Origin of the sequence: Paenisporosarcina sp. OV554 (assembly GCF_003058165.1) — a bacterium.
Taxonomy (GTDB): domain Bacteria; phylum Bacillota; class Bacilli; order Bacillales_A; family Planococcaceae; genus Paenisporosarcina.
Genome location: NZ_QBUC01000022.1, coordinates 23,434 through 48,775, shown reverse-complemented (window position 1 = coordinate 48,775; position 25,342 = coordinate 23,434). Strand labels below are relative to the sequence as shown.

Here is a 25,342-nt window from a genome sequence, read left to right as displayed (position 1 = left end):
GGGGCAGTTTAGTTCAATAATGTCAATAGAAAATAAAGTTAAGTAATAGTCTCTTTTAAGGAGGATAATGCATTTGGGATTTGATGTGGTCTTATATAATCATAAAGGTAGTAAAATTAGACTGTACGAGCTGCCAGAAAGTCTACATAATGAAATATTTAATTCGAAGAAACTGTGGCGTAGTTATTTGGAACTTAGAAGATTAAGCGATTTTTATCTTACTGATGAAACTTTTTCAGGAGAGAGACTGTCCAACCTAATAAATGACCTCAATAATTACAAATTATTTATTTCGGTAAATGAACTTAACGAATATGAAGAATTTATTAAACAATTGTCCAGTGCGGAAATAGCCAAGGTACATATTGCTGGAGATTAAAAAATAGCTCATCCTTGTTGAACTATCAGGACTGGGTAACGAAAGAAATCCTTATTCAACTAACGGGTGCTTTAGTTGAAGATCATTGTGCTGCTTAGGCCGCTTTTTTCTTATTGAACTAACGGGCGAAATAAGGAATTACTCTTTAGAAATCATATTATAGAAGAGGAGTTTAATTCTTTGTTATTCTCTACTGTAATATTGGCTGGATAGGTATTTTGATTTTTTTGATTGCTTTAACATTCAACAAGTTAGCACATCATAATGAGTACGGATTTTTACATATATTAATGGCAGTAATGTATGCGATGTGGTTGCCTCTTCTCATAGTAATGAATCGATTGTTAAATAATGAAGTGTTAAAGGTTGGAATGATTTTTGGGATAATTTATCTAAGTATGATGGTAATTACAATGACTTTTCAAACAGGTCATATTGTACACATAGCAAGGGAAGAAAATAAGAGTCCAAATCGGGAAGACAAAAGTAACCATATGATGGCAACATTATCTGGTCCATTTGAACTGTTAGCAAATATCTTAAAATGTATATGGGCAGTATTTTTATCTATTGTGTTTTTGGGAGAATAACAACTTCATAATGGCGAGTATAATGTCCTTATTTAGCTTGCTAATTGTTTATTTTCTATTGCTCTTAATTGATAGTAGTCTTGTAAAAAGAATTAAATTCTTTGGAAAATTTAAGCCCAATCCATATTTATTTAATTTAGAGACTTTATGTTTCTTCCTAATTTTAACAATCTTTATATCACTGCAATTAAAATTGTTTTACTTAATATTAATTTGATTGTGAAGAGTTACACTTAAACTAACGGATGCTTTACTTCAAGAAGGAGTAAAGCATCCGTTAGTTTTTTTCTTATTGAACTAACGAGGCAGTTTAGTTGAAGAAGTAATGAATATTTATGTAATAATATGGTAATATATATTTAGACATTTTATTCCTATGAAAGCCAAAATTAATAATTAGGGGAGTTGTTTTTTGTTGAAAGAGAATCAAGAATATAAAAGGCATTGGAGAAAGTTTATTATTTTTACACTTATTGTTGGTTTAGTTGTTGGAGTTATTTCAGTAATTTCTGATAATCTACCCAATTTAGCTGATGATGTAACAGTCCTCGAATTTATCATTTCGTATTTAGCGATAACGATTAATTCTTTACCAATGTGGTTTATTCTTACACTGCTTGTTGGCTATCTATTTGCGAATAACATTAGTAAAGCTGCATTACTTGGATCCATTTATACAATTTGTGCAATTACTTTTTACTTCGCGATTGGACACTTTTATATAGAAGCAACAGTATCATCATATTTTAAAGAACAGGCACTTGTATATGCAATTTGGGGCGGTGCTTCAGCTATCGATGGTATGCTTGGTGGAATTACAGGATTCTTATTAAACTAACTAGGTGCGTTTATCAGAGCGATTATCCAAGCGGGATTAAAGCTCTTTGAACTTATTGTACTAACGGGGTTAGTTCAATAAGGAATCACAAAAATCCACCGAGAATATTAGATTAAACCAATGCTTATGACAAACGTAACCAACATCGTTAGAGACAAATAAACCAAGTGAGGTATAACAATTGAAAATTGAGAAATATAACATTGAAACATCAAAAGGGAAGTTACAATATAATATTAGTGGGAAAGGAAAACCAAATATAGTTTTGATTAACGGTGGTTCGGGACCGATAGATGCTTGGATGAAAATACTACCAGAAATTTCAGAATCATCATCTGTATTTTCTTATAATCGTTTTGGTATTAGTGGTAGTGATAAACCAATAGAATCTCAAGATGGAAAAACGATTGTTAAAACTCTTCGTGAAGCATTAACAATAGTGGGGTTTGAATCTCCACTCATATTAGTTGGACATTCGTTAGGTGGATTATATGCAAATTTGTATGCTCGACTTTACCCAAACGAGGTAGCAGGAATTGTCTTTTTAGAATCCAGCCACCCGAAAGATTTAAGCCTAAATGAATATCAAGGTAAGACAGTAAAAGTAATAAATAAAATGTTCACAATGTTTGATTCCTTGTCTTCACATAAACAATTCAATGAAGTTAATTTTGTGAAAGAAACTGTTGATCAAATCCAACAAGTAGACTTTTTTCCTAAAATACCCGTATTTGTAATTACAGGTGGAAAAGAAAACCGAATGATGCCAGAGGAAGTTCGGAAAAAACGACTAGAGAATCAATTGGAGTTACTTTCATTGTCAAAAAATAGCAAACACATTGTAGCTGAAAAAAGTGGACATTTTCCTCAATTGTCAGAGCCAAGAGTCGTAATTGATACTATCAAAGATTGTGCAAAACAAATAAATAAGGTGAATAACCAATAAATGCAAATTTATTTAGTATTACACTTTAACTAACGCGTTCCTTACTTCGATAAGGAATAAAGCCGTTTCTTATTGCACTAACGGGGCAGGTTAGTTAAAGAAAGAAAAACATTGAAATTTTGGAGAAAGATAATCTATTGGAGAGATAGTTATGAAAATAAGAGCTGTTAAAAAAGAAGAATATAATTATACAGAAATTTTTGTTTGTGAAGTATTCAAAAACACGGGTCATGCAGATGGAGAATACGAAAAGGCTTGGCTAAAAAAGATTAGAGAAAAACAATATTATATTCCTGAGCTTGATTTAGTAGTTGAAGAAGAAGGAAAGATTATTGGACATTTTGTCCTCTCAAAGTTTCCAATTAGTAAAAAGCACGAAAATGAAGTGTTAATGCTATCACCAGTTTCAGTGGCAATTAATAAACAGCGTCAGGGTGTTGGTAAATACATGTTACGGGAAGGAATTAAATTAGCTTCTAATTTAGGATTTAAGGGGATTGTTGTTGAAGGAGATTTTCGTTATTATCAACGCTTTGGGTTTAGAACTTCAACTAAATTTGGTATATATGCATCCAAGAAAAATCTTCCTCCATCAGAAGAGTATCTAATGGTAATGGAATTATGCGAAAACGGGCTGGAAAACATTTCAGGTGAAGCAGATTATTCAATGTATGGTGAATTAAAAATTTGAAAAGCATAGGTGAAAATTTGTTTGTTTAAATACTCCAAAGCTAAATAAAATAAGAAATTTGTTATTACAATTGCTAAAAAAATAATTATTTCTTTTTCAACTAGAGGTGCTTTAGTTGACCAACCAGCTGCCTTTAAAAGGCGGCTTTTTCTTGGTTGAATACTTCCTAATTCATCTATTATGTCAACAGGTTTGCATGCCCCATACAAGCAAGTTCACTTGTTTACTACCTGCAATTGAGGAAATATTGTTATTTTTGTAGAATTCTCAAGAGAAAATACATATGTTATATTATTGTTGCGCTAAGGAAACTTTTTTGCTCAAGGAAACAAGTTCAAGTTTTCTAACATGATTTTTAATTAGGAGGTATTTTATGTTTGTAGGATTTTTAAGAGAAAATGCATTTGCTTCTTATTCATTAACTGTAGGGTTTTGGGCGACTTCTTTTTATGTTTGTCAAATTCTTAAGCGAAAATTCATAGCATCATTTTAAATGGGGTTTAACAATATTCGCGTAAGAATCTTTTAGCAAAACACAAACTTTTCTTATTAAACTAACGAGTGTTTAAGTTGAAGAAATCGGCTGCCTTTTATAGGGCAGTCTTTTTTTAATGAACCTAGTTGAATTCTTCCCAATCGGGGTGTTATGTCAACCTATGGTGTATGCTCGATACAATCCAACTGAGTAATTGATTCGAGGTTTTGCGGACGGATCATCCAGTTACTTGTTCAACTAACGCAACAGGTTAATGGAATAGAAGGAGTTGTGTGTTCTGGATAAAATTTTGTTTGATTGCTATAACTAACGAGTGCTTTAGTTCAATAAGCCGCTACTATTATTAATCAAAAACACCCAAGAAAGAGAATTTAACACATTAAACGTTGCAAATCAATGAAACAAGGGCTACCAATTCATATACGAATTGATAACCCTTTTGTTTACTTATTTATGTTTGTACTTCAAAACGGAACCCGTTACCCCAAATGGTCCTTTTTTGCTTAAGATATTCTATCAACTGATTAATCAGTAGTTACTTCTTTAATAACTGCCATTTCTTTACCGAACCTATCACCGTTATCAATGAATCCTAAACTTGCGTACAAGTTATGTGCTCCCAAGTTTTTGGGATGATAACCTACAATGATTTTTTGAGCATTCAATGATTTAGTCATCTCAGCCATCATTAGTTTGGTTGCTGCTTTACCTATGCCCTTACCTTGGAATTGCTTATCCACCATTATTCTATATACCCAATAACCATCTAGTTCCTCTTGAACAGAATTATACATCAAAAAACCAACTACCTTTTCTTCAGCATAAATAGCATAGGGCTTTAATGTAGTTTCAAACTTTGATTGCGATATTGATATAGCATTTGGTTCAATATATTCTTTTTGTTCTTCCGATACCTCTAATTCGCAACAATCGTACCAATTTTCTGCATTTAACTCTACAATTTCCACATTTTCTATTTTCATAATTTTCCCCTTTCAAAATTCGGGGAAACGCTAAACCAAGTTGTTAATTAGGCGTTATCCCCGTGTAATCATTACTAATAATAAGCTTTTTGTTTTTTTTCATAATGAACGCCTCCTCTAACAACTTTCGTCTGTAAATTAATGGGTAATTTTCCAGGTGTTTTTATTGTATCACATTTTTTTTACATAAATTTCTTTTTCTTTTCTAATTAGTCTAACAAGAAAATAGCAGAACCTTTGTATCAAGGAGTAGCGTTTCCTACCTCTATTAATTCTTATCTATAAATCAATAGGGATAGGAGATACAAAATCAACAAATGGGTTGGGTAAAAAGCTCGATAGAATAATCTTGGTATTTTCACTACAGTGAGGTGATTTTTGAAAATTATTATGAATGTGGCAATGATACTGAATGATTGAATAGAATTCCAAGAATCAAAATAATTCCAGCTATATAGAACGTTTAAACTTACATGACCGATTAGTAGTGCAACCGGTTTTTCTTTCAGAAAATAGTAGAGTAAAAATAATAAGTATCCATATATACCGTAGTCCGTGAAATCTGAGATGGGCACCATGATGAGACCAAAAATCACGAGGATGAAAATCCCCCGAATTATCCCGATTTTTTCATATATTACGATTGCAATTGCTCCATATAATAGGGTGAAGAGTACGTTTAATGAATAGGTCTCGAAAAGGAATGTAAAAGGAAGTTGCGCTAATACGCCAATTACCAATAATCTTTTAAAATAGGTAGATCTACTACTTGTTAATGTTAACCCCCTCACTAATAGGTAGGTGTAAATAGGAAAAGCAATCCTTCCTATCATTCTCCAAGTAAGGTCAGTCGGAAAAAATTCATACCCGATATGGTCAATTAACATGGTTATTATCGCTATCCATTCCAACATACAGAAACCCTCATTTGCAAAAATAAATTAGATTTAATATCTATACGGCATGCTAATTATTAATATTGATTTCTTTAATTATATATTGTTCTTTGAAGAAAAAGGGAAACATGTTTCCTTGTAGAATAATAATTAAATAGATGAATCGATTCTAACGCTTTGAATTAACGAAAAGAGGGATAAATAATGTCTGATCATGAAACTTTAAGAGAGCATCTATTGCAGCTCGAAGAAAGATTGTTAAAACCTGAAATAAGGACATCACTTGTAGAACTCTCAAATTTACTTGCAAGCGATTTTTTTGAATTTGGAAGTTCTGGAAACATATTGTACAAGGATGGAATTGAGGCAGATGGAATTGGTGTTGTGAAGATGACATTAAGTGATTTTAAAATACATCAACTATCTACAAACACAGTGTTAACGACTTATCGAATATTTAACGAGGTAAATATGCAGTATTCATTGAGAAGTTCTATATGGAAACTTAGTGATGGACAATGGAAAATGTTTTTCCATCAAGGGACTCCTACTCAAGCACAATGAAACAGTTTTTTTCAATAACATACTGTGTATAGCTGGAGAAGAGTCTAATTGGAGGAATATAAAATGAAACTAAACATAATTGATCGAATAGAAAACTTGCAAAGTAATAATCAGTTTTCGGGGACAGCATTTGTTAAAAATGAAGACCAGGTTTTAGTAGATGTAAGCTACGGATTCGCGAATCGTTCTGAACAAATTAAAAATCAAACAGAAACTCGATATGGTATAGCTTCAGGCTGTAAGCTCTTTACTTCAATCGCAATTTGTCAGCTTGTAGAGGAAGGAAAAATTTCCTTTGACTCTACTTTAAGAGATTGTCTAGATGTGAAGTTTCCGCATTTTGACGAAACGATAACGATTCATCGGTTGTTAACTCATACTTCTGGAATACCTGATTATTTTGATGAAGAAGTGATGGATGATTTTGAAGATTTGTGGATTAAAAATCCAATGTATCATATTAGGTGTTTGAAAGACTTCTTACCTTTATTTCAAAATGAGAACATGAAATCAGCAGTAGGGGAGCGTTTTCATTACAATAATGCAGGTTATATATTGCTCGGTTTGGTAGTCGAACAAGCAAGTGGATTTGCCTTTACTGACTATGTTGAGAAACGGATTTTTAAAAAAGCAGGAATGTTGGATTCAGGGTACTTTGCTTTTGACTCTCTCCCAGAAAGGATTGCGCTAGGTTACATTGATAATTCTGATGGGACATGGAAAACGAATATTTATTCTTTACCAGTAAGAGGTGGTTCGGATGGTGGAGCATTCGTTACAGCAACAGATATGGGGAGGTTTTGGGAAGCCCTTATGAATCATCAACTGATAAACAAATCAATTACCAATCAGTTACTCACTGCCCACACCGAAGTCAAAGAAGATAGCTTTTATGGGTATGGAGTATGGATAGAGAAGCATGAGAATCTTATCTCCAAATACCATGTTATGGGCTATGATCCCGGAGTTAGTTTTCACTCTGCTTATTTTCCTAATTCTTCATTCAAGGTTGTTGTATGCTCAAACAAGTCGAGAGGAGCATTTGACATAATGAAAGGAATTGAAGAAGAATTGTCGAAAATAACATTTAACAAGACCTCTATTTAATCGGTGGGAAAAAGAGGGCAAGTTAAACTTACGAATACAATTAGTATTTCTCTAATTTCTTGTTCTGTTATAAAAGTAACGTGACTACCATAAATTTGTTCATTTAGGAGTGGAATTTTGTTTATTGTTAATGTTGAAGGTGCCATTTATAAAAATGAAAAGTGGCTTTTAATAAGACGTAGTGAAAAAGAAGAACACGCTGGCGGTACACTTTCTCTTGTTGGAGGCAAGGTAGATTACGAAGGAACCTCATCAGATATACTAGAGAGAACATTAATCAGAGAAATCTACGAAGAAGTAGGAATAGAGGTTTCAAATCTTAGATATGTTAATAGTTCTTCATTTGTAACAGATTTGGGTTTACATGTGGTCGACATTGTTTTTCTTTGCGATCACAAATCTGGAGAGGCATATGCGAAGAGTCCTGATGAGGTAGACAGTTTTTTGGATGTCAACTCAAGAAATATTAAATAATGATGCAATACCGAGTTACTTAATAGAAAATATTAAACTTGCTGAAACATTGGTAGGAGTAATTAATGAGCTAAATACATAAAATTATTATTCATCCATTAATATTTGTAACTTGTGATTGTAACGAGGAGGAAACACGATGTGGACAAAACCAACTAATAAAGAATTTCCCGCTTATTATGGAAAGTATATTGATTTAGTTTCTGAGGGGTCTCTTGAAGATACGCTAATCAAACACCTAGAGAACACAACTGCATTGCTTTCGGATGTTTCTGAAACACAAGCGAATTATCGTTATGCACTAGGGAAATGGACACTGAAAGAAGTTATTGGCCATATCGCAGACACGGAACGAATTATGAGTTACAGAATTCTCCGGATAGCAAGAGGTGACCAAACGCCACTTGCAGGCTATGATGACGAGCAATATGTAAAAGAAGCTTTATTTCATTCCCGTTCATTCCCAGATTTGCTTGAAGAATATTCTACAGTAAGGCATTCAACTCTTTCTCTAGTGCGTGGATTGTCTGAAGTAGTTCGGGATAGAAAAGGAATCGCGAACAACAGCGAAATTTCCGTAAGTGCTCTGGCATACATTATTGCAGGTCATGAACTTCATCATGTGAAAATCATCAAGGATAAGTATTTAATTTAGTTAGTGAAATGGATTTGAATCCCGATTTTTAGAGTAGTAAGTATAAAGCGGAAAATCATTGGGCTCAGCCCTTTTTCTTTTTGTACTAAATGGTGCATATAGTCTTAACCAAAAGATGTGAAGGTTAAAGGAAATACAAAACTGTCTGTCGAAGTATATCCTATACTTATGGAAAAAGGTGGAACGTTTATGATTGAGAAAGCAACGGAAAAGGACAAAGAATTTATATTGACTAAGGCTGCTGAGTCAGCAAGTGAAGGTGCTCAGCAAGCACTAAGTGCAGAAAAGGCAAACCAAATATTTAATGGTATTTTAAATAAAGGTGGTTTTTACCTAGTCTAATAAATTATTAAAAAGGAAACTTTAGGTCGACTTTTCACTAACGGGTGCGATTCTTCAATAAAGAAGGATCGCTTTTTCTTTTTCATGTAACGTAAGCAGGTTAGTTAAACAAGGGGATATGTATTATGATATTAAAGAAATGGAATCAAGGAGGTTACAGTGATTTGTCACATCCGTAAAAACTATTTGAAGGTACTCCTTTATGGGAGCCTATTAAAAAAGGAATAAGTGACCTTGTAGAAAATAATGACATTGAAGAGACAACACATAGTTGGCTACCTTTGTAAGTTAATAAAATAAATGATCGGTAACGAAAAATAAATAAACAGTCTTTGTTTAACTAACGGGTACATTAGTAAAAAAAATATCTAAAGGTGATCTAATAATGAATATACAAGTCAGTCTAAAAGATATAATTGAGGAAATGGAAGTACAGTTTGAAGAGTCACGTTCATTACTAAATATTAAAACGGGTGAAATAATGATAGTTAATTCTGAGGACTTGGGAGCTGCTGAAGACGAAGAACCATTTGATCATTTACCTGAATGGGAACAAGAAAATAGAATGACTGCAATTGATGTGGTTGAAAACTTTGAAAATTATATAGAGTTACCTACTAAATATGCAGTGAATGAATATGGAATAATGGAAAACTTCAGTTTAAAAGTTAGGGATCAACGGATGCAGGAATCTTTATTAAGGGCCATTAAGGGTAAGAGTGCCTTTAGAAGGTTTAAGGACAAAATAATAGATTTTGAAATAGAAGATCAATGGTATTCATACCGTGACGAGTGTTTTAAACAAATTGCGATTGATTGGTGTCAGGAAAATAAAATAAACTTTATTGAATAGAAATAACAGAGGTGATTACCGAACCAAAGGGTAATGGCCTGTTTCCAATGGAGAATGTTAAATGGATAAATGGAAGTTATAAAGAAGATAATCGTATTTTTGATTCGGAAATTCAAGCCGAAGAATGGGTGGATGCCTTATATCCGGATTTTGGTCCGTATTTATTTAATAAGATTAATGTTGGATATGCTTCACCTGCTTCGCCTTATCGATTCCCATTTCTTATACACGATCTCGCTGGATTCAACATACTCAAACCTGATTCAAATAAGGATGGTGAAGTAGGTCGGTTTCTTATTCGGATTCAAGACCCAAAGGCTACCACGACCTATTCTTCACCTCTACTATATAAAAAAATAGTAGTGCTAACCAATGCCTTGGTCTGCACTACTAATCTTAGTATGTTTCTTATTGAGTAATGAAGTAAATGTCTTCCGAATCCAGAGGCTGTGTCACTAATGATGCGCGTAGCATTCAGCCCGGAAGTGGAATTTCTATCTTGAAATAGGTTATGACATTACCGGATTGTCATAACCACAATGAACACTAGACTGGCAGACAGCATATATCTACGATTTTTTCTGCATTCTAAAACGGCCATCTCTAAAAAGAGAGATGACCGTTAATTTTTATTTTTATTTTTGAATGAATTGTTGTGTCCAGTAATTACCTTTTGCATCGTATCCAATACCAATATGAGTGTAGTTTCCATTCATGATATTAGCGCGATGTCCTGGTGATTCCATCCATCCTTTAACGACTTCTGCCGCCGTTTTTTGACCCATTGCGATGTTTTCAGCTGCGGCTTTGTATTGAATGCCGTTAGCTTTCATTTGATCGAACGGTGAACCTAGTGTTGGACTAGTATGAGAGAAATATTTGTTCTTGCTCATATCTGCTGATTTTTCACGAGCAGAATTCATTAACAACGCATCAGTAGCAAGTGGTTTTAAACCACTTTTTGCACGTTCTTGATTCGTCAAAGTTAGAACTTGTTGTTCTATGTTTGAAATCGACCCTGGTTGTTGAGTTGCAGGTGGTGCAGTAGCTGGTTTTTCTACAGCTGGTGGTGTAGATGTAGCTGGTTTTTGTGCAACTGGTTTTGCTGGTGCAGGCTTAGAAACTTCTGCTGGTTTCTGAGCAACTGGTTTTGTTGCTTCAGTCTTTTGAACAACTTGTTTGATTCCTGCTTGTGATAAACCTGCAGTTTCAAGTTGTGCATAAAGTTTTTCTAGCATTTGTTTTTCTAAGGCCGAGTAATCCACCTGTTTTGCTTGAGTACGTGTAGAAAAATCTGAAACATTATTAGTCTCGCACGTGGGTTTATATGATGAAAATGATGCTTCTGCTGTTGTTGCTTGACTTAATGAGAACACCATCGCTCCCATTGTTAAACTTAGTAACACTTTTTTCATTTTTTATTCCCTCCTCTGCCACTTAGTCTATCTTTAAAATCTAGCAAAAAATTAGCCATTCGTTTCCAATGCATCCAATGGAAATAAAAATCTCCATTTTTAAGGGTTAAAGACCTTAAGAAGTGTGTTATTTTTGATAAATTCCCATCTATTTCAATTTATTTGGTGTTGACGTTCTTAAAATAGATGACATTCCCACATGTGAAACGTAGTCACTGTGATTCTATGATCCTGCCAAAGCCAAGTTACTAATGAAGAATAACAGGCTGTATTCCTACGCGTTTATGTTGAAATTAGTGAACGAATTGAACGAAACATTTTGCTAGAACAGGCGAATAATTAAAAGAAAAAAGCCGGGAGATTTCTTCCGGCTTTATAAATAACTAAAGATTTTTTGGGGGCAACTAAAATATATCTTTAGACAGAAAACGAGCCTTAGAAGAGATTCTAAGAGCTCGGTTTTTTGAGTATAGTTGCGTTTTAATAAAATTCTATCATTCACAAAGTGGGTACCAGTTTTAGCAATGGGTCCAATGATAAAAGAAATATATCAGAACCCAAGATTGGGTTTCCGTCAGACTAAATTTCTTTTTATTGGAGGAGGGCACTTATCCAGTATTGGAGAAGCTTTATGATGATAAAAAACGCCAATGCATTATTCGGTGTGTGAATTTATCCTGTGATTAGTTTGATTCCAGTTAGGGCTAGTCCAATTAAGCAACCGCATAATGCCCCATTCACACGGATCCATGTGATGTCATTTCCTAACTTGTTTTCAAGCAACACTGTAATTTCATCGTTTGTCATTTTATCCAAATTATCTTTCACTAATTGCCCGATTTTTTGGTGATTTTGTTCGATAATATCAAGAATTTGCTCCTTTATCCACACGTCTAATTTCAATAGGGTCGTCGATTGTCCTTTCAATTTGGCAATTCCTTTTTTGATAATTGGCGAGAGTATGTCCTCTATGAAATTTTCTTGCTGAACGTATGTTAACAAAAGGTTTTGGATACGTTTATTTAGCGTTTCAAATAATGGCTTCATGTCATATTCATTCACTGAACTCTGTTTAATAGTTTCGATTTGTTGAATAACGGACTCGTTGTTTTTAACTTGTTCCATTTCAGTTCGGATATATCCAATGATTTTTTTTCGGTTTTCACTGGTTTCGCTATTTAAGTCTTCTAGAAAGTCCGTAATCGAAACATCGATGATTTCTGCCATTTTCCCACTAGCTATATTCATTACAGATTTTAAGGCGAACCCGAAAATTTTGTTCTCTGAATTTTTTTCAATTGCGTTTGTGATCATTTTAGTAATTACATCTCTTGTCTTTTGGTCAGACAATTTGCTATCTACCACTTTAAGGGCCATTGTATATAATCTTTCATCCATTTGATTTTCTAGTGCTTTATCAATGGCTTTTTGGATCACGTATTCTGTTTTGATGCTATTCATAAGTTCTTTAGCCCACAATTCCAATTGAGGCTTTAATGGGTTTATATCCATATTACTAGCTAGATATATAGTGGCTTTTTGAAGTTGCTTTTTCATTTCATTTCTTTGAAGTTCCGTCTCGACTTTGTCTAATAGCAATTGGGCAATTTGGACGTGTTTAATTTTATTAACAATACTTTCTTTCGTGAGCCATTCATTTTCTAATACATGTAAAATTGTTCCAATGATCCGTTCGCGGTTTTTAGGTAAGAGTGCTGTGTGCGGGATCGGGATATTGAGTGGATGTCGAAATAACGCTGTCACTGCAAACCAATCGGCCAAGCCTCCTATTAGACCTGCTTCAAAGCCTCCTTGCAACAACTTGCCAGCTATGGAATCGTTAATCGGAAGGGTAGCCAAGAATCCCACACCCATTATGCCGAGAGACCAATTTGCTATTTTTTTAGAATTTGCTTTTCTTTCTATTTTAGTCAATTGATGTCTCTCCTCCTCCAAAAAATTCTTTATATCCATTATAGGTTATCTCATTCTGTACTAAAAGAATGGTGGGAATAACAAATGACCGTATCTGGATTTGTCCAAGTAAAAGAGAAATTGTATGAACTGGAGAATACCTTGCATGCTCATCAATTTATAAGAATCTCGAAATTCGTCATTTCCAACATTTATGAAATGAGCAAATTTGAAGCATCTTTCAATGGCACTCTGTGTGTTCACTTTCGGGTGCAAAAGAATACTTATCGTCATACGTAAGTGCAATCAAAGAATTACTGAAAATGAAAAGGAGGGTTAACTTGAAAGCATTTTTACTAAGAAGTGTGTTCGGAATTGGGAATAGGGGCCATTCTTTCGGTGTTTATCAATGTGAGCATCGTTGTTTTTGGTAATGAAAGCACGTTGGATGGTGATTTGTATGTAAAAAATGCATGGGGTTCCTTGCTTTGTGGCTGGTTTTTCGCAGTAGCAGCCATGATATTCGAAATGAAAAGATTGGCTCTTTGACAGCAAACACTGATTCACTTTATCTTCATTACGGTTCTCTATTTCATCTTTGCCAACTGGATTGGCTGGATTCCATACCATGAAGGAGTCTTCCTTACTATGATTGCGCCTTCGCGAATGTCTATTTAATTATGTGGTGGTTTAATTATCTTTGCGAGTGTTCACGGAACTTGGATTAGGCCTCTTTTTTGTTGAACTAAGTGGCAGTTTACCCAAAAAGGTTACGTTATAATAGCTATATTAATTAAAGTAGGAAGTGACCTAAATGATTTAATCAATAGCATTAATTATACTGGCGGGTCTTGCTGAAATAGGTGGCGGCTATCTTATCTGGTTATGGTTAAGAGAAGGTAAACGATACATAATTTTACGTAGGTGCTTATTGCCGCGTTTATTAATTTTATCTTTAGCTATAAACTTCCCGGATTGGTACCGCAAATATCAATAGGCATTCAGTTGTCTGTTGTTGTCAAACCTCCGAATGTCTCCAATTTCTGCTATCATTCCGACAGCTGTCTTTACCCCACTAGCTGGGATACTACGTAATATGCCATACTCTTCAAACCTTTCGGCCAACGACTCCATCTTGCCGATACATTGTTCTTTCTGAAGGAGAAGCTCCTGATTGTGAGGTGTGTAGAGATTGCAGACAAAACGTATTGGGAAATTAGGACGAATCTTATTGCCGAAAGATATTTTAGATCGATTTCAATTAAAAGATGGCGATATGATTGATATTTCCTATAATGATACACAAATAATTATCGAGCCACATCGTCAAACTTATGTGTGTGCGAGTACAGGGAAGATTTCAACAGAGGCCGTAAAAATTGATGAGGCGTGGATTAGTAAAGAGGGAATCAAGAAGTTAATTCAATATATGGATCAGTAAAAGCCTGAAATCGAATCAGGCTTTTTTTTATTGAAACATTTAGTTTTAAGATTTTTTTTTTATTTTGTACGCACGTGCCGATGGGGGGCATTCTTCAGACTAGGAATACGAAGAAGAGGTTTGCAACATAATGAGTCACCAAATTATAGGAAATACTGAACTTTAAATGGACAATGTTCGTCGATATCAGTCTCTTCATATTGTGTAAAGGGGTGGGACTATGACTAAAATAGCGTTTTTGCTTTTTATGTATATGGATGTATGTATAGCTATTGGGTTTTATATGTATTTAAGAAAAATTAAGAAACTTATCGATTTTCAATTAGGGATGAATATCAGCGTTGTAATGGGAGGGATGACAGCTTTACTATCCGGTGTATTACTTATACTACAATATCCCTTTCATTTCACTTGGATAACTGTTATTTCCACATTGGTAGGATTAACGGCTGGAGCATTGTTTGGACTGTTATTCGATTACCAAACGTTTGTGACAGGTTTAACAAATGGAGTCGTCATTGGGTTGATGTCACCGATGATCGGAACAGTTATAGAAATGGAATCCGTGTTTGAGGTTCATTCACGGCTTTTTTGTTTTAAGTTTACTCACTATTTTTATTTCAATTAAAAGGGTCGTGATGTAAACCTTGCTACTCATCATATTGCTATTTATTTGGAATCTAACTGAATCAGGTTATGTTTACAGGATTTTTAAAAAGAAACATTTATTATTTGACGATCGATTTACCAAGACGATGTGTATGGCCATAACTATGATATCTTCCTTTGCCTTGGCACTTTACCTGGAACTATTGCTTCCTGCCAATCAAAAAAATTTTTATCTCCTTCCTATCTTAGGTGGATTGTTTATTGGTTGGAAATTCGGTGCAATCATAAAAGCCCCGGCTACTTTAAACGGTATTTATAATGGCACATTGGGAGGAATTATGGGAATGATGCTCGGTGTTGTACTACAAAATCCAGCTCTGTGCGATATCCCAATTGAGTCGGAAGCAATGATTGTAAAAAATATGTATAGTCTTGCTATTTTCACTGCTTGTCTTCATGCACTCATCAGTCACTTCATTCGTTATTCAATCAAGGTGTAAAATGCTCTCTTTTCGTGAAGAGCATAAAGGGGGATCCTAATGAAAGTATTTGTCATTGTGATGTTATTGGTTGTCGGATTTATGGCTTTTAACTTTTTATGGCCGAAGTCAATCGATTTGCCTCAAATTGGCACTGTAAAGGAATGGGCACTGACTGAAGTGAGTGGAGAAGACGCGTCCATTAACAAAAAACCAAAACTAGTAACTTTCTTCTATACAAACTGTCCAGATATTTGTCCAACTACCATGTTGGACTTGAAAGATTTGCACCAATTAATGAAGGACAAAGGTATATCTGACGATCAGTATCTTATTGTAGCTGTGACATTAGATCCGACCAACGATACGAGAGAGAGAATTATACAGTACAAAGATACTTTTGACATTTCGAGCCCCAACTGGTTATTTTCAAGAGGCACGGAAGAAGAAACCAAGAAATTTACTCAATACTTCAATTTTGCCTATAAAAAAAATCAAGATGGATTTCTTACCCATTCCACATCCATGTTTGTGGTGGATTCAACTGATCAAATAAGAGCCCATCACGATATGGCGATGGGTAAAAAAAGGGTGAATATCGAAAAAGTAGCTGATCACTTGATACAGTTGATAGAGGATTCGGAATAAATTTTATTCCTGAATCACGGTAAGGAAGTGAATTGTAATTTTGTATTTAATCGATTTCAATTAAAAGTTGGCGATATGATTGATATTTCCTTTAATGATACACAAATAATCATTGAGCCACATCGTCAAACCTATGTGTGTGCGATTACAGGTAAGATTTCGACTGAGGTAGTTAAAATTGGTGAGGCATGGATAAAGAGGGGATTAAGAAGTTAATTCAATATATTGATCAGTGAAGGCCTGGTGTGACTTCAGGCTTTTTGTTATGTAGTCTTTGAGCAGTCGTGTGCGTTAAAGTTAGAGGCTGTTTGATGGAAAGAGGCTAAGAACCGATAATAAAAAACCACTACCTGTTTTGGTAGTGGTAGTTGGTACGTATTACATCCTCTATTTATATACTTTGATAGGTCTCACCGATAATTGATAGTTTCAATTTAGAAATAACCATAAAATGTTGCAAGGTTCTTCAAATTTGATTAGTGATGATGGCTATGTCCTTCTTCAGGCGATTCTTCTTGTTTCCTATCAGTACTCATTACTTCACCAACGACAATTTGACGAGTGGGTTGAATTGTTTGAGAGCCTGTTTCCATCTTCGCCCGTAAATTGTATATTCCCTCTTCATCAAATGACGTTTGGATGTTCACAATCCCTTTATCATATTGTTCAAACGGAACTTCTATAGTTTCCGTCTGCCCTTGTTTTTGCAAAACAAACGAGATTGGTTTAAGTTCTTCCTGATCGGAACTGTGAAGTGAAATCATTATATCTACTTGTGTATTTATATCAATCGATTCTGGCACATTCCAGTCAATCTCCGGTGGTTGCGACATTGTATCAGTGGCATACGTACATCCTGATAACAAAAGGGCTGTACCTAATCCTAATATTACTTGAGTTGTCATTTTCATCAGTGTTCCTCCTATGCCTGTAGCCAATCTTTTAGTTTCGGAATGTAGGGAAGGATAAATTTATCAAAGATAAATACGACAATCAAACTAATCCCAACAAGTGGCATTAAAATACCCATGACAATCATCAATCCCCAGACAACACGTGTTACTTTGCGATTGTCCACTTTAGATGGTGCGCCAGATTTAGTAGCAGGCTTGCGCTTTCTCCACATGATGAATGAACTTATCACAATTAATATGATGCCTAGACACACAAGTGTTCCAATAATTTGATTCACTACACCAAATAATCTTCCCTCATGGAACGAAATCCCAGCAGTCATTGCTTTTGCCATGATGCCATAGTCTGCAAATCTTGCATCACTTAAAATAAAACCTGTATATGGATCAACATGGAGTGTCGCTTCATCTAATACTTGTCCGTTTGAAGATGTGATTGTGAACACACCTGTTTCTTCTGCCGGAAGTGAAATAGTATATGGCTTAGCAATTTCTTCTTTTACAGCAATATCATTTATTTCATCAATCGATAGTGCAACAAACCCATTCATATCCGTTGTTGGAACTTCCAAGTTTTGAGTTGCCCATGGTACATCTGCAGCAATTTCATCTGTTTTGATTGATGATGGAGGTTTTTCACCATAGGATGTACTTAAAGGAGCATTTCCAGTGTTTGTTGATGTAGCTACTCGGTTCATGATGTCCCCTGAAACAGTCGACCAAGCAAGTCCCGAAAATAAAATGATCAAGATAGCACCGGATAGCCAAAAAGCAGTGACTCCATGCATATCACGCCAAAATAGTCTTCCTTTTTGGCGGAAACGTGGTAATACAGTTCCCCATATTGAAGGTTTTCCACGAGGCCACCATACATATAGTCCAGTAATCATTAAGATGATCGCCCACCCTGCAGCTAATTCAACTAGTAAATTAGCAACGGATCCACCAACCAATAACTCACTATGTATCTTAACAACTTGATTCATAATCAAATCATCATCTTTCATTTCCCCAACAATTTTCGCATCATACGGATTGACATACACCGTTTTTGCTACATCTTCATCCATCACTCGAATTTCAGTCGTTCGATTTCCTTCTTCAAACTGTCGAATGGACGTAACGACAGCTCCATCCATTTCAGATGTCACTTCTTCCACTAATGCACTTGGTGCTAAGCGTTTTGCCGTTTGTGAAGGGATTTCATATAAGTCTTGATACATCGCTGCTTCAATTTGAGGTTTAAATAAATAGATTCCTCCACTAATTGCTAAACTGATAAATATAGGAGCAAATAATATCCCCGCATAAAAATGCCATCTCCAAACCGCTTTGTACCAGTCACCTTTTGTCGTTCGTTTCTGTTGGCTCATGAACTTCACTCTCCATCATCTGTATGTTTCGTTTAGTGCGAGTCGTGACACCCATGCCCATTCATTGCTTTCTCAATGGCAATCAATGCTTTTTCAAATGTAGTGAGTTGTCCGCCAAATCCTTGTTGAAACTGCTTTGCTTGTTTGTGTGAATCAAAGACCAATACTTCTGGTTGACAACAATTCATATGAGCGTTTGTCTCCATTAAGAAATAGGCTCTCTTAGCACTAATCGTTGTGTCTTTTAAAAAATCGCGACATATAATTTGAGAAATTCTTGATTCAATTTCGTTATAACGCAATAACCCACAATGCATACAACATGTTTGTTCGACCTGATGGTTTGTCAAAATAAGCTGAACCGCTAAACGACTTTGTACAGGTTTGGCGCAATAAGAACAGCCTTTTGGATTACCTTTTGCTAAGTCAATTAAAGTTACCCCATTTGATGTTTTGAGAACTTTTTGTTCCTTAACCAATGAGGAAACATCACGGTAAACCGTCATTTCTGACACTTCTAGTCGTTCACTAATTTCTGCTATTCGAAGTGTTTCTTCTTCTTGAAGCCATGTTAAAATTTGTTGCTTTCGTTCAATTGGCAACATTTTTTATCACCATCCTTGTAAGATAACGTACATATTTTTTGAAAAGTTCACTTATTATTAGAATATCAGAATAAAAGTTTTTTTTATGAACAACGTATGAATTTTTGATGATTTTTGTTTGAAATAAACAAAAATCATCAAAAAAAGAATTGGATTCCATTTTGCGCAATTACTATTCCTTGAGTGAAAATTAAGATCAGATTAATAAAAAGCCTGAAATGACTGGCAGACAGCATATATATCTACGATTTTTTCTGCATTCTAAAACTTCCATCTCTAAAAGCGAGATGGCCGTTAATTTATGTTTATTATTTGAAGGACTGTTCTATACGGACACTTCCATTAAAATGGATTTTAATATGAAAAGAAAATTCGTTTGAAAAAGGAGAAGTTACCATTTAATTTCTTATAACTTCGCATAAAAAGCTTATTTTCTAAATAATGTCTTAACACGTCATTCACATCCTCTTCATAATCATCTACTACACTAAAACTGCAAGCTCAAATCCAAGGAGGTCCTACATGAGTCAAACACGTTTGAAATAGAAACCCCTACTTATCGCAATCCTTTCGTTTTTAGCCATCAGTGGAGTCGCTGGAACCATTGCCATATTTCCATTACATAAACGACAACGAATTCCTCTAAAAGCTAGATAAGTAAAAATAAAAATTGCGGTTTAAAGGAGAGTCATTAACGTGGAAATTCAACGAAGACCTTGGAAAAAAAATTCTTTGATCCGATTTATAGACTTCTTAAGTAAGTCCACTCAAAGCGCCGAAGCAAGGAGAGTTTCTCAATTAAATTCATCACACCCACCTTGGAATTAACTAAACGAAATTTTCGACTTACGGGGTAGGTTAGTTGAGGTGAAAAACTTGGATATTATTCGACTTGTACGTCTTACAAACGCCAAACTGATAAAAAATTAGGTGTTGCTCTTAAAAAATCTACTAATTGGACCAGTTGATTCGGATAAAAGCTAAAACAGTGGTTTAAGGCACTGCCTTTTCTTGTTTATGAAGAAATGGACCTAAACTAAAGATCGCATTAGTTGAAGAACCGGCTGCCTTTACAGGGCAGCTTTTCTTATGGAGTAATGAAGTTAATGACTTCTCTATAGTTGCATTTGATAGTAAATTTAGAAGGTGATTATTCAAGCTTAAAAGAAAAAGGGTAATGTAATACATATAAGAAGGAGATGAAAAAATCTCTTCCTTCTTTTTTTACTATAGAAGATAATTATTATCCCCTAAAAGGAAAAAACAAAAGCCCTGCATCTAAGCCGTTCAGTTTTGGATCACTTATTCCTAAATAAGCGGTTAAATCAACCCTGTTTTATTATCAAAATAAACAGCCAAATATAACCCAAATTAGCACCTCATTTCGAGGTGCTTTTATAATTGATAGAAAATTTTATCTTTTTAGAGGTAAAAATGGATATTGTTGGTATAATAAATAAAAGGAATTGTTATTTTTGTTTCTCTAACGAGGCAGGTTTGTTCAATAACAAGTATTGAAAGGAGGTCTTTTGTGAGAATTATATTGTTTCCGTTATTATCATCAGTTGGGACAATGGCACTATTATATTGGATTGGAAATATATTTAATTTATCTCTTCTTAGGTTTTCATTTGTTCTAAATGAACCGTTAGAAAATGGGTTGATTTTTGATGCAAATATTGCAATACTTCCTTTTGCTATCGGCTTAATAGTTGGATTTATTGTGCAACGTATAGTTAAAGTCAGAAGCAACGAGGTACAATGAAAAGGAAGAGATAAAATGAAGGATAAAAATGGGAATAAATAAGTTCGAATTTTGCTGAAGGTGTTATTCCACTAACAGGTGCTTTAGTTGAATAAACGGAGAAGAAAATTGGTTTATTAAAAAGTAGAACAACTAGAAAAACATTGAGATAATACTCTGTGTTTTTTTCTCTTTTCCAATCATAAATATTCATTTCCCGGTTTACAGGTTTCTTGTTTAGTTTATTCGGTTGTTTTTCGTCAATGCAATTTCACACCTCTTTATCATACCAAATAGATACCTAAATAATCACTTTACAATCACAATTGTAATAGCAATAATTGACCTGTCAATAGTATGATTATTTTAAAGGTAAAATCAATACAAACCTTGATATATCAATAAAAAATAGACACCCAATTGACTAGCTAATTGGGTGTCTATTTAGGGTTATATTTCAAGAAAAGTGATTCAAAACTGAACGGCTTAACCTGCATCATGCAGGTCTTTTGTTTCTATCGTGTTAATGCATTATAGATGTTGGCTTCTCCAGATCCGTAAAGAGTATCTTGTCCAGACTTCCCAAAGTCCTCAGCAGTATTTCGTAGAGCAGCTTGAACCTGTGCTGGGGAATACTCTGGATGCCTTTAGTGATTAATTCACTGAAGGGTTTTTGTTTTCTTCCATTATATATATTCTCAAACACTTCGGGCTTCCATTGATGGATTGCATGACATTCCTTATATTGGGCAAATTCAATTCACTATAATTAGAAAGATAGGCTTGATTAAGAATAAGTTCTTTCCATTACCTGAAGCTACCACACATAATCTTTTTGAATAGATCACCTTCTATATAGTCATATTAACATTAAAAGGAGATGGTCATGTGCCACGTGAAAATGAAAATCAACATGTTGAAGCAACCCCTCATTTTGATGGAGAAATAGAAGGTATAATTAATGATCCTACAGCATCGGCAGGCTCAAAGATTGGTATTGTTAATACTAAAGGAGAATTCGCACAAGAGAAAAATCCATTCAATTTCATTCCTAAACAGGATCCAGAAATGAAACAATTCGCAAAATTAATGGCAGGTAAAAAAATAGAAGATTAAAAAAAGCAGTTCATCAAAAAAGTGATAGTGAAATTTTGGAGATATCCCTCTAATACGATACGCATAACCTCGTTCTTTTTTTGAACGGGGTTTAATACATGTAAAGGTGTGATGTTAATGAAGAAGGCTTTATTTTTGGATCGTGACGGAGTAATAAATGAAGTGCTAACGGATAGGGTTAAATTTGTAAATAAGCCACATGAGCTATACTTCTTACCAGGTGTTCCAGAAGCAATTAAAAAATTGAATCCTTTCTTTGATTTCATATTTGTAGTAACTAATCAAGGCGGTGTTGGATTGGGATTCATGAAGGAAACTGAGCTCAATAAAATACATGACCATATGATTTCTGAATTAAAGAAGGAAGGGGCAACTATTCATGACGTGGCTTATTGTCCTCATAAGCCAAAATCGGGCTGCGCCTGTCGCAAGCCAAACAGCAAATTAATTATAGATCTCAGTAAAAAGTATGATATTGATTTATTCCAATCCTACATGGTAGGAGACACCGATACAGATATTATCGCAGGGAAGAAGGCAGGTACAAAGGGAGTATTCTTGGGTAAGAGTGATCCGCTTGCAGATGCTGTTTTCCCTGACCTAATAAGTGCTGTGGATTGGATTATAGAAGATTCAACAGCAAAGTAGAGCGTGCATTTGATAATCTCTTTTTTGGCTAGTCATCATCTAATTTCTTGTTCAACTAACGAGGTAGGATAGTGAAATAAGAAGGAAGTTTTAAAAGAGTATCGAATTGGTGTTTTTTATTTACTTGGACAGACAATGACACAGTAATAATTAACGGTCATACATTAGATACGACAAATTTGATTTTAGATATGAATGAGTGCAGCTTTTCTTATTGATCTAAAGGTTAATTAAGATGAGCACTTCCTCATCCGGGGGTTATGTCAACCTAGGGGATACCAATATTTTATGAGTTGTTCTTTTATCGTCAAAGTAAGAAAGAGCGTATCAATAGTAAGATTGAATGATTACAAAAGTTATAGAATGACCAAGGCATTTAAAGTAGGATAAGAAAAAATTAATATAATAGATGAAATATTTAACGAGCTGGATAAAGTCAGCTCGTTTTTTTTTAGGAAATTTAAGTTCGATTGTTATGTCAACCTACTGTGTATCCTCTATACAACGAGTTCAGCGTTTGAATCGTGGTACTTAATCACTTCCTCGCATTTTTTAGAAACTAACCGAATATGTTTAGGTGTATTGAATTTATGCTATAGGAAGGACGAATTTTGTGAACGGTACCCTATCAGACGAAATTAAACGAATTATAAGCATCTTGAAGAAGGATCAATCTGAGGTAGGAACTTGGGATTATCCTTTTGAAACAGGTATTACAACGGATGCCTATATGATTATTTTATTGCGTTCATTAACTATTGATGATGAAGAATTAATAAAGGAACTAGTAGATCGGATTTTAAGCAAACAACAAGATAGTGGGGCTTGGAAGCTGTTTTATGATGAAGAAGATGACGGTAATGTAGCTGCCACGATTGAAGCTTATTACGCCCTTCTATATTCCGGCTATTGTTCTCATGATGATGTACGAATGCAAATAGCAAGACAGTTTATTTTATCAAATGGGGGAATAGACAAAAGTAATTTACTAACAAAAATTATGCTGGCAGTAACTGGACAATTTTCATGGGCAAAAATTTTTACTATTCCGACAGAATTTGTTTTTCTACCACACTCATTCCCAATTAACTTTTTCGACTTTTCTGTCTTTGGTAGGGCAAATATCGCTCCACTCATGATTCTCGCTGATAAGAAATACATAATTAAAACAAATAAAAGTCCAAACATTTCAGATTTATTTATTTTGAACCACAACCGGTTGGATGAAGAATATTTATCAAGGGTCCTCTCAAATGAATGGAGTCCTTTTCTTTTATCCATTCAAAAAAGAATTGAGGACCTAATTGGTTTGCCAAAGCAAATTCAGGAACTTGCGGTAGATAAGACAAAACAGTATATGCTGGAACGAATTGAACCGGATGGCACATTATACAGTTACTTCAGTTCGACATTTCTGCTAATTTTCGCGTTGCTTTCCCTTGGATATAAGAAAGATCATCCCACAATCATTCATGCGGTAAACGGATTAAAGTCTATGAAATGTCAAGTTGACGGGAAGACTCATATGCAATTCACCACAGCAACGGTATGGAATACAGCTTTAATTAGTTATGCCATGCAAGAAGCAGGGGTTTCCGAATTAGATCCCGTTATAAAAAAAGCAAACCAATTTTTATTAACACGACAGCATTATAAATATGGGGACTGGGTCATACACAGTCCACATAGTCTTCCAGGGGGATGGGGTTTCTCAAATGTAAATACAATGAACCCTGATATTGATGATACAACTGCATCCTTAAGGTCAATCTGCAAAACTGTCAATAAAAAACCCAAGGTCCATACATCTTGGGACAGAGGAATCAACTGGGTATTTTCAATGCAAAATGATGATGGAGGATGGCCATCATTCGAAAAAGGCGTGAATAAAAGCATTTTGTCTATAATTCCAATTGAAGATGCTGAATATTTACTCGCAGATCCATCAAGTGCAGATTTAACAGGAAGAACATTGGAATTTTTCGGGAAATTCACTAACTTAAAGAAGAGTCACGACTCTATAAAGTTAGGTGTAAATTGGTTATTCGATCATCAAGAACCGAATGGATCGTGGTATGGCCGATGGGGCATATGTTATATTTATGGTGCTTGGGCTGCTATAACCGGGCTTGTTGCAGCAGGAATATCATCGGACCATCCTTCTATTCTAAAATCAGTCAAATGGCTTCGTGATATTCAAAATTCGGATGGGGGATGGGGAGAGTCTTGTAAAAGTGATAAAATGAAAACGTACGTTCCATTGAGAGCCAGTACGTTAACTCATACAGCCTGGGCATTGGATGCGCTGATTGCTGCTGAAGACGAACTCACACCAGAAATAATATCCGGCATCAAATATATTTTAGAAAATAATGATAAAGATGACTGGACAACATCTTATCCAAAAGGACAGGGAATGGCTGGCAGTTTCTATATTCATTATCATAGTTATCGATATATTTTCCCACTAATTGCACTTGCGCATTATCAAAAAAAATTTCCGAATGAAAGCCTCTCAAGGACGAATAGGTATGAAAGGTGACATACCAACTACGGTGTAAACGGAATAGTTGATTATATAAATCAGTTTATTTTTAATGAAGATCTAATTTTATTGGCTGA

At 34.7% G+C, this 25,342-nt stretch carries 30 protein-coding genes and 3 pseudogenes; 24 read left to right on the top strand and 9 right to left on the bottom strand.

All coding sequences use genetic code 11. The features are described 5' to 3' along the window. The first annotated feature begins 73 nt into the window (after nucleotides 1-73). The 5 genes from C8K15_RS16010 to C8K15_RS15990 all read left to right on the top strand — a co-directional run bounded on the left by C8K15_RS16010 (nucleotide 74) and on the right by C8K15_RS15990 (nucleotide 3,444). On the top strand, nucleotides 74-379 hold the full coding sequence (locus C8K15_RS16010) for a hypothetical protein (RefSeq protein ID WP_108587375.1): 306 nt from the start codon (nucleotides 74-76) through the stop codon (nucleotides 377-379). 218 nt (nucleotides 380-597) lie between these two features. Further along, on the top strand, nucleotides 598-969 hold the full coding sequence (locus C8K15_RS20925) for a hypothetical protein (protein WP_233260535.1): 372 nt from the start codon (nucleotides 598-600) through the stop codon (nucleotides 967-969). Between the two features lie 415 nt (nucleotides 970-1,384). Beyond that, nucleotides 1,385-1,807 carry a hypothetical protein gene (locus tag C8K15_RS16000; protein ID WP_146173667.1) on the top strand — a complete coding sequence of 141 codons (423 nt, stop codon included), beginning with the start codon at nucleotides 1,385-1,387 and terminating at the stop codon, nucleotides 1,805-1,807. A 181-nt stretch (nucleotides 1,808-1,988) separates the two neighbouring features. Beyond that, entirely contained in the window at nucleotides 1,989-2,753 is a 765-nt protein-coding gene (locus C8K15_RS15995; protein WP_108587373.1) for an alpha/beta fold hydrolase, read from the top strand. A 151-nt stretch (nucleotides 2,754-2,904) separates the two neighbouring features. Then, on the top strand, nucleotides 2,905-3,444 hold the full coding sequence (locus tag C8K15_RS15990) for a GNAT family N-acetyltransferase (RefSeq protein WP_108587372.1): 540 nt from the start codon (nucleotides 2,905-2,907) through the stop codon (nucleotides 3,442-3,444). Here the strand turns inward: C8K15_RS15990 and C8K15_RS15985 are convergent. The 3 genes from C8K15_RS15985 to C8K15_RS15975 form a co-directional block, all read right to left on the bottom strand. Continuing rightward, nucleotides 3,414-3,653: a hypothetical protein gene (locus tag C8K15_RS15985; RefSeq protein WP_108587371.1), complete on the bottom strand. Its 240-nt coding sequence runs from the start codon at nucleotides 3,651-3,653 to the stop codon at nucleotides 3,414-3,416. The genes C8K15_RS15990 and C8K15_RS15985 overlap by 31 nt on opposite strands. Before the next feature lie 811 nt (nucleotides 3,654-4,464). Beyond that, the gene (locus C8K15_RS15980) at nucleotides 4,465-4,923 is read right to left on the bottom strand and encodes a GNAT family N-acetyltransferase (RefSeq protein WP_108587370.1); all 459 of its coding nucleotides are present in this window, start codon (nucleotides 4,921-4,923) and stop codon (nucleotides 4,465-4,467) included. A gap of 275 nt (nucleotides 4,924-5,198) precedes the next feature. Further along, nucleotides 5,199-5,837, bottom strand: coding sequence for a TraX family protein (locus tag C8K15_RS15975; RefSeq protein WP_108587369.1), 639 nt, complete (start codon nucleotides 5,835-5,837; stop codon nucleotides 5,199-5,201). A gap of 186 nt (nucleotides 5,838-6,023) precedes the next feature. Here C8K15_RS15975 and C8K15_RS15970 point away from each other — a divergent pair, with 186 nt between their 5' ends. From C8K15_RS15970 to C8K15_RS20405, 7 genes and pseudogenes are all read left to right on the top strand, one after another. Beyond that, a complete protein-coding gene (locus tag C8K15_RS15970; protein WP_108587368.1) occupies nucleotides 6,024-6,383 on the top strand; it encodes a nuclear transport factor 2 family protein in 360 nt (119 codons plus the stop codon). Between the two features lie 63 nt (nucleotides 6,384-6,446). After that, entirely contained in the window at nucleotides 6,447-7,490 is a 1,044-nt protein-coding gene (locus C8K15_RS15965; protein ID WP_108587367.1) for a serine hydrolase domain-containing protein, read from the top strand. A 117-nt stretch (nucleotides 7,491-7,607) separates the two neighbouring features. Beyond that, nucleotides 7,608-8,046: pseudogene (locus C8K15_RS15960) on the top strand (NUDIX hydrolase). 57 nt (nucleotides 8,047-8,103) lie between these two features. Then, on the top strand, nucleotides 8,104-8,619 hold the full coding sequence (locus C8K15_RS15955) for a DinB family protein (RefSeq protein ID WP_108587366.1): 516 nt from the start codon (nucleotides 8,104-8,106) through the stop codon (nucleotides 8,617-8,619). A gap of 189 nt (nucleotides 8,620-8,808) precedes the next feature. Continuing rightward, the gene (locus C8K15_RS20410; protein ID WP_158268341.1) at nucleotides 8,809-8,961 is read left to right on the top strand and encodes a hypothetical protein; all 153 of its coding nucleotides are present in this window, start codon (nucleotides 8,809-8,811) and stop codon (nucleotides 8,959-8,961) included. A gap of 385 nt (nucleotides 8,962-9,346) precedes the next feature. Further along, entirely contained in the window at nucleotides 9,347-9,814 is a 468-nt protein-coding gene (locus tag C8K15_RS15950; protein ID WP_108587365.1) for a UPF0158 family protein, read from the top strand. 47 nt (nucleotides 9,815-9,861) lie between these two features. Further along, nucleotides 9,862-10,233 carry a hypothetical protein gene (locus tag C8K15_RS20405; protein WP_158268340.1) on the top strand — a complete coding sequence of 124 codons (372 nt, stop codon included), beginning with the start codon at nucleotides 9,862-9,864 and terminating at the stop codon, nucleotides 10,231-10,233. A gap of 216 nt (nucleotides 10,234-10,449) precedes the next feature. Here the strand turns inward: C8K15_RS20405 and C8K15_RS15940 are convergent, their stop codons facing one another. Further along, nucleotides 10,450-11,229: a CAP domain-containing protein gene (locus C8K15_RS15940; protein WP_108587364.1), complete on the bottom strand. Its 780-nt coding sequence runs from the start codon at nucleotides 11,227-11,229 to the stop codon at nucleotides 10,450-10,452. A gap of 672 nt (nucleotides 11,230-11,901) precedes the next feature. Continuing rightward, the gene (locus tag C8K15_RS15935; protein WP_158268339.1) at nucleotides 11,902-13,164 is read right to left on the bottom strand and encodes a DUF445 domain-containing protein; all 1,263 of its coding nucleotides are present in this window, start codon (nucleotides 13,162-13,164) and stop codon (nucleotides 11,902-11,904) included. 84 nt (nucleotides 13,165-13,248) lie between these two features. Here C8K15_RS15935 and C8K15_RS20920 point away from each other — a divergent pair, with 84 nt between their 5' ends. The 3 genes and pseudogenes from C8K15_RS20920 to C8K15_RS15920 form a co-directional block, all read left to right on the top strand. Then, nucleotides 13,249-13,443 (top strand): LytTR family transcriptional regulator DNA-binding domain-containing protein, encoded by a 195-nt coding sequence (locus C8K15_RS20920; protein WP_369973770.1) that lies wholly within the window; start codon nucleotides 13,249-13,251, stop codon nucleotides 13,441-13,443. Nucleotides 13,444-13,542: 99 nt separating this feature from the next. Next, nucleotides 13,543-13,692, top strand: coding sequence for a DUF3021 family protein (locus tag C8K15_RS15925; RefSeq protein WP_233260534.1), 150 nt, complete (start codon nucleotides 13,543-13,545; stop codon nucleotides 13,690-13,692). 277 nt (nucleotides 13,693-13,969) lie between these two features. After that, nucleotides 13,970-14,053: pseudogene (locus tag C8K15_RS15920) on the top strand (YnfA family protein); the annotation flags it as partial. On the opposite strand, the pseudogene C8K15_RS20915 reads toward C8K15_RS15920, so the two are convergent. Further along, nucleotides 14,050-14,331, bottom strand: a pseudogene (locus tag C8K15_RS20915) (IS110 family transposase); the annotation flags it as partial. The pseudogenes C8K15_RS15920 and C8K15_RS20915 sit on opposite strands and share 4 nt — an antisense overlap. Nucleotides 14,332-14,335: 4 nt before the next feature. Between C8K15_RS20915 and C8K15_RS15905 the strand changes: the two are divergent. The 5 genes from C8K15_RS15905 (at nucleotide 14,336) to C8K15_RS20400 (ending at nucleotide 16,536) form a co-directional block, all read left to right on the top strand. Further along, the gene (locus C8K15_RS15905; protein ID WP_108587360.1) at nucleotides 14,336-14,584 is read left to right on the top strand and encodes an AbrB/MazE/SpoVT family DNA-binding domain-containing protein; all 249 of its coding nucleotides are present in this window, start codon (nucleotides 14,336-14,338) and stop codon (nucleotides 14,582-14,584) included. Between the two features lie 220 nt (nucleotides 14,585-14,804). Beyond that, nucleotides 14,805-15,212 carry a hypothetical protein gene (locus C8K15_RS15900; protein WP_233260533.1) on the top strand — a complete coding sequence of 136 codons (408 nt, stop codon included), beginning with the start codon at nucleotides 14,805-14,807 and terminating at the stop codon, nucleotides 15,210-15,212. A 133-nt stretch (nucleotides 15,213-15,345) separates the two neighbouring features. Continuing rightward, complete coding sequence (locus C8K15_RS15895) at nucleotides 15,346-15,693, top strand: hypothetical protein (RefSeq protein ID WP_233260532.1); 348 nt, start codon at nucleotides 15,346-15,348, stop codon at nucleotides 15,691-15,693. Nucleotides 15,694-15,732: 39 nt separating this feature from the next. Then, nucleotides 15,733-16,320: an SCO family protein gene (locus tag C8K15_RS15890; protein WP_108587358.1), complete on the top strand. Its 588-nt coding sequence runs from the start codon at nucleotides 15,733-15,735 to the stop codon at nucleotides 16,318-16,320. A gap of 27 nt (nucleotides 16,321-16,347) precedes the next feature. Then, the gene (locus C8K15_RS20400) at nucleotides 16,348-16,536 is read left to right on the top strand and encodes a hypothetical protein (protein WP_158268337.1); all 189 of its coding nucleotides are present in this window, start codon (nucleotides 16,348-16,350) and stop codon (nucleotides 16,534-16,536) included. A 260-nt stretch (nucleotides 16,537-16,796) separates the two neighbouring features. On the opposite strand, the gene C8K15_RS15885 is transcribed toward C8K15_RS20400, so the two are convergent. From C8K15_RS15885 to C8K15_RS15875, 3 genes are read right to left on the bottom strand one after another with little or no spacing between them, the layout of a single operon-like run. Further along, on the bottom strand, nucleotides 16,797-17,231 hold the full coding sequence (locus tag C8K15_RS15885; protein ID WP_108587357.1) for a hypothetical protein: 435 nt from the start codon (nucleotides 17,229-17,231) through the stop codon (nucleotides 16,797-16,799). Nucleotides 17,232-17,242: 11 nt separating this feature from the next. Then, nucleotides 17,243-18,607 carry a PepSY-associated TM helix domain-containing protein gene (locus C8K15_RS15880; RefSeq protein ID WP_108587356.1) on the bottom strand — a complete coding sequence of 455 codons (1,365 nt, stop codon included), beginning with the start codon at nucleotides 18,605-18,607 and terminating at the stop codon, nucleotides 17,243-17,245. A gap of 32 nt (nucleotides 18,608-18,639) precedes the next feature. Continuing rightward, complete coding sequence (locus C8K15_RS15875) at nucleotides 18,640-19,212, bottom strand: DeoR family transcriptional regulator (protein WP_108587355.1); 573 nt, start codon at nucleotides 19,210-19,212, stop codon at nucleotides 18,640-18,642. Nucleotides 19,213-20,743: 1,531 nt separating this feature from the next. Here C8K15_RS15875 and C8K15_RS15870 point away from each other — a divergent pair. From C8K15_RS15870 to shc, 4 genes are all read left to right on the top strand, one after another. Further along, nucleotides 20,744-20,977 (top strand): hypothetical protein, encoded by a 234-nt coding sequence (locus tag C8K15_RS15870; protein ID WP_108587354.1) that lies wholly within the window; start codon nucleotides 20,744-20,746, stop codon nucleotides 20,975-20,977. Between the two features lie 867 nt (nucleotides 20,978-21,844). Further along, a complete protein-coding gene (locus C8K15_RS15865; protein WP_108587353.1) occupies nucleotides 21,845-22,072 on the top strand; it encodes a hypothetical protein in 228 nt (75 codons plus the stop codon). A 117-nt stretch (nucleotides 22,073-22,189) separates the two neighbouring features. After that, nucleotides 22,190-22,720: a D-glycero-alpha-D-manno-heptose-1,7-bisphosphate 7-phosphatase gene (locus tag C8K15_RS15860; protein WP_108587352.1), complete on the top strand. Its 531-nt coding sequence runs from the start codon at nucleotides 22,190-22,192 to the stop codon at nucleotides 22,718-22,720. Between the two features lie 613 nt (nucleotides 22,721-23,333). Then, nucleotides 23,334-25,262 carry a squalene--hopene cyclase gene (gene shc, locus C8K15_RS15855; protein WP_108587351.1) on the top strand — a complete coding sequence of 643 codons (1,929 nt, stop codon included), beginning with the start codon at nucleotides 23,334-23,336 and terminating at the stop codon, nucleotides 25,260-25,262. The last annotated feature ends 80 nt before the right edge of the window (nucleotides 25,263-25,342 follow it).

What these genes read in the sequence shown, in the direction of transcription:
- C8K15_RS15965 (WP_108587367.1), top strand. Translation starts at nt 6,447, where the DNA reads ATGAAACTAAACATAATTGATCGAATAGAAAACTTGCAAAGTAATAAT.
- C8K15_RS15955 (WP_108587366.1), top strand. Translation starts at nt 8,104, where the DNA reads ATGTGGACAAAACCAACTAATAAAGAATTTCCCGCTTATTATGGAAAG.
- C8K15_RS15900 (WP_233260533.1), top strand. Translation starts at nt 14,805, where the DNA reads ATGACTAAAATAGCGTTTTTGCTTTTTATGTATATGGATGTATGTATA.
- C8K15_RS15860 (WP_108587352.1), top strand. Translation starts at nt 22,190, where the DNA reads ATGAAGAAGGCTTTATTTTTGGATCGTGACGGAGTAATAAATGAAGTG.
- C8K15_RS15975 (WP_108587369.1), bottom strand. Translation starts at nt 5,837, where the DNA reads ATGTTGGAATGGATAGCGATAATAACCATGTTAATTGACCATATCGGG.
- C8K15_RS15940 (WP_108587364.1), bottom strand. Translation starts at nt 11,229, where the DNA reads ATGAAAAAAGTGTTACTAAGTTTAACAATGGGAGCGATGGTGTTCTCA.
- C8K15_RS15990 (WP_108587372.1), top strand. Translation starts at nt 2,905, where the DNA reads ATGAAAATAAGAGCTGTTAAAAAAGAAGAATATAATTATACAGAAATT.
- C8K15_RS20920 (WP_369973770.1), top strand. Translation starts at nt 13,249, where the DNA reads ATGACCGTATCTGGATTTGTCCAAGTAAAAGAGAAATTGTATGAACTG.
- C8K15_RS20410 (WP_158268341.1), top strand. Translation starts at nt 8,809, where the DNA reads ATGATTGAGAAAGCAACGGAAAAGGACAAAGAATTTATATTGACTAAG.
- C8K15_RS20405 (WP_158268340.1), top strand. Translation starts at nt 9,862, where the DNA reads ATGGAGAATGTTAAATGGATAAATGGAAGTTATAAAGAAGATAATCGT.
- C8K15_RS15895 (WP_233260532.1), top strand. Translation starts at nt 15,346, where the DNA reads ATGGCCATAACTATGATATCTTCCTTTGCCTTGGCACTTTACCTGGAA.
- C8K15_RS15890 (WP_108587358.1), top strand. Translation starts at nt 15,733, where the DNA reads ATGAAAGTATTTGTCATTGTGATGTTATTGGTTGTCGGATTTATGGCT.
- C8K15_RS15875 (WP_108587355.1), bottom strand. Translation starts at nt 19,212, where the DNA reads ATGTTGCCAATTGAACGAAAGCAACAAATTTTAACATGGCTTCAAGAA.
- C8K15_RS15885 (WP_108587357.1), bottom strand. Translation starts at nt 17,231, where the DNA reads ATGAAAATGACAACTCAAGTAATATTAGGATTAGGTACAGCCCTTTTG.
- C8K15_RS15980 (WP_108587370.1), bottom strand. Translation starts at nt 4,923, where the DNA reads ATGAAAATAGAAAATGTGGAAATTGTAGAGTTAAATGCAGAAAATTGG.
- C8K15_RS15970 (WP_108587368.1), top strand. Translation starts at nt 6,024, where the DNA reads ATGTCTGATCATGAAACTTTAAGAGAGCATCTATTGCAGCTCGAAGAA.
- C8K15_RS15880 (WP_108587356.1), bottom strand. Translation starts at nt 18,607, where the DNA reads ATGAGCCAACAGAAACGAACGACAAAAGGTGACTGGTACAAAGCGGTT.
- C8K15_RS15950 (WP_108587365.1), top strand. Translation starts at nt 9,347, where the DNA reads ATGAATATACAAGTCAGTCTAAAAGATATAATTGAGGAAATGGAAGTA.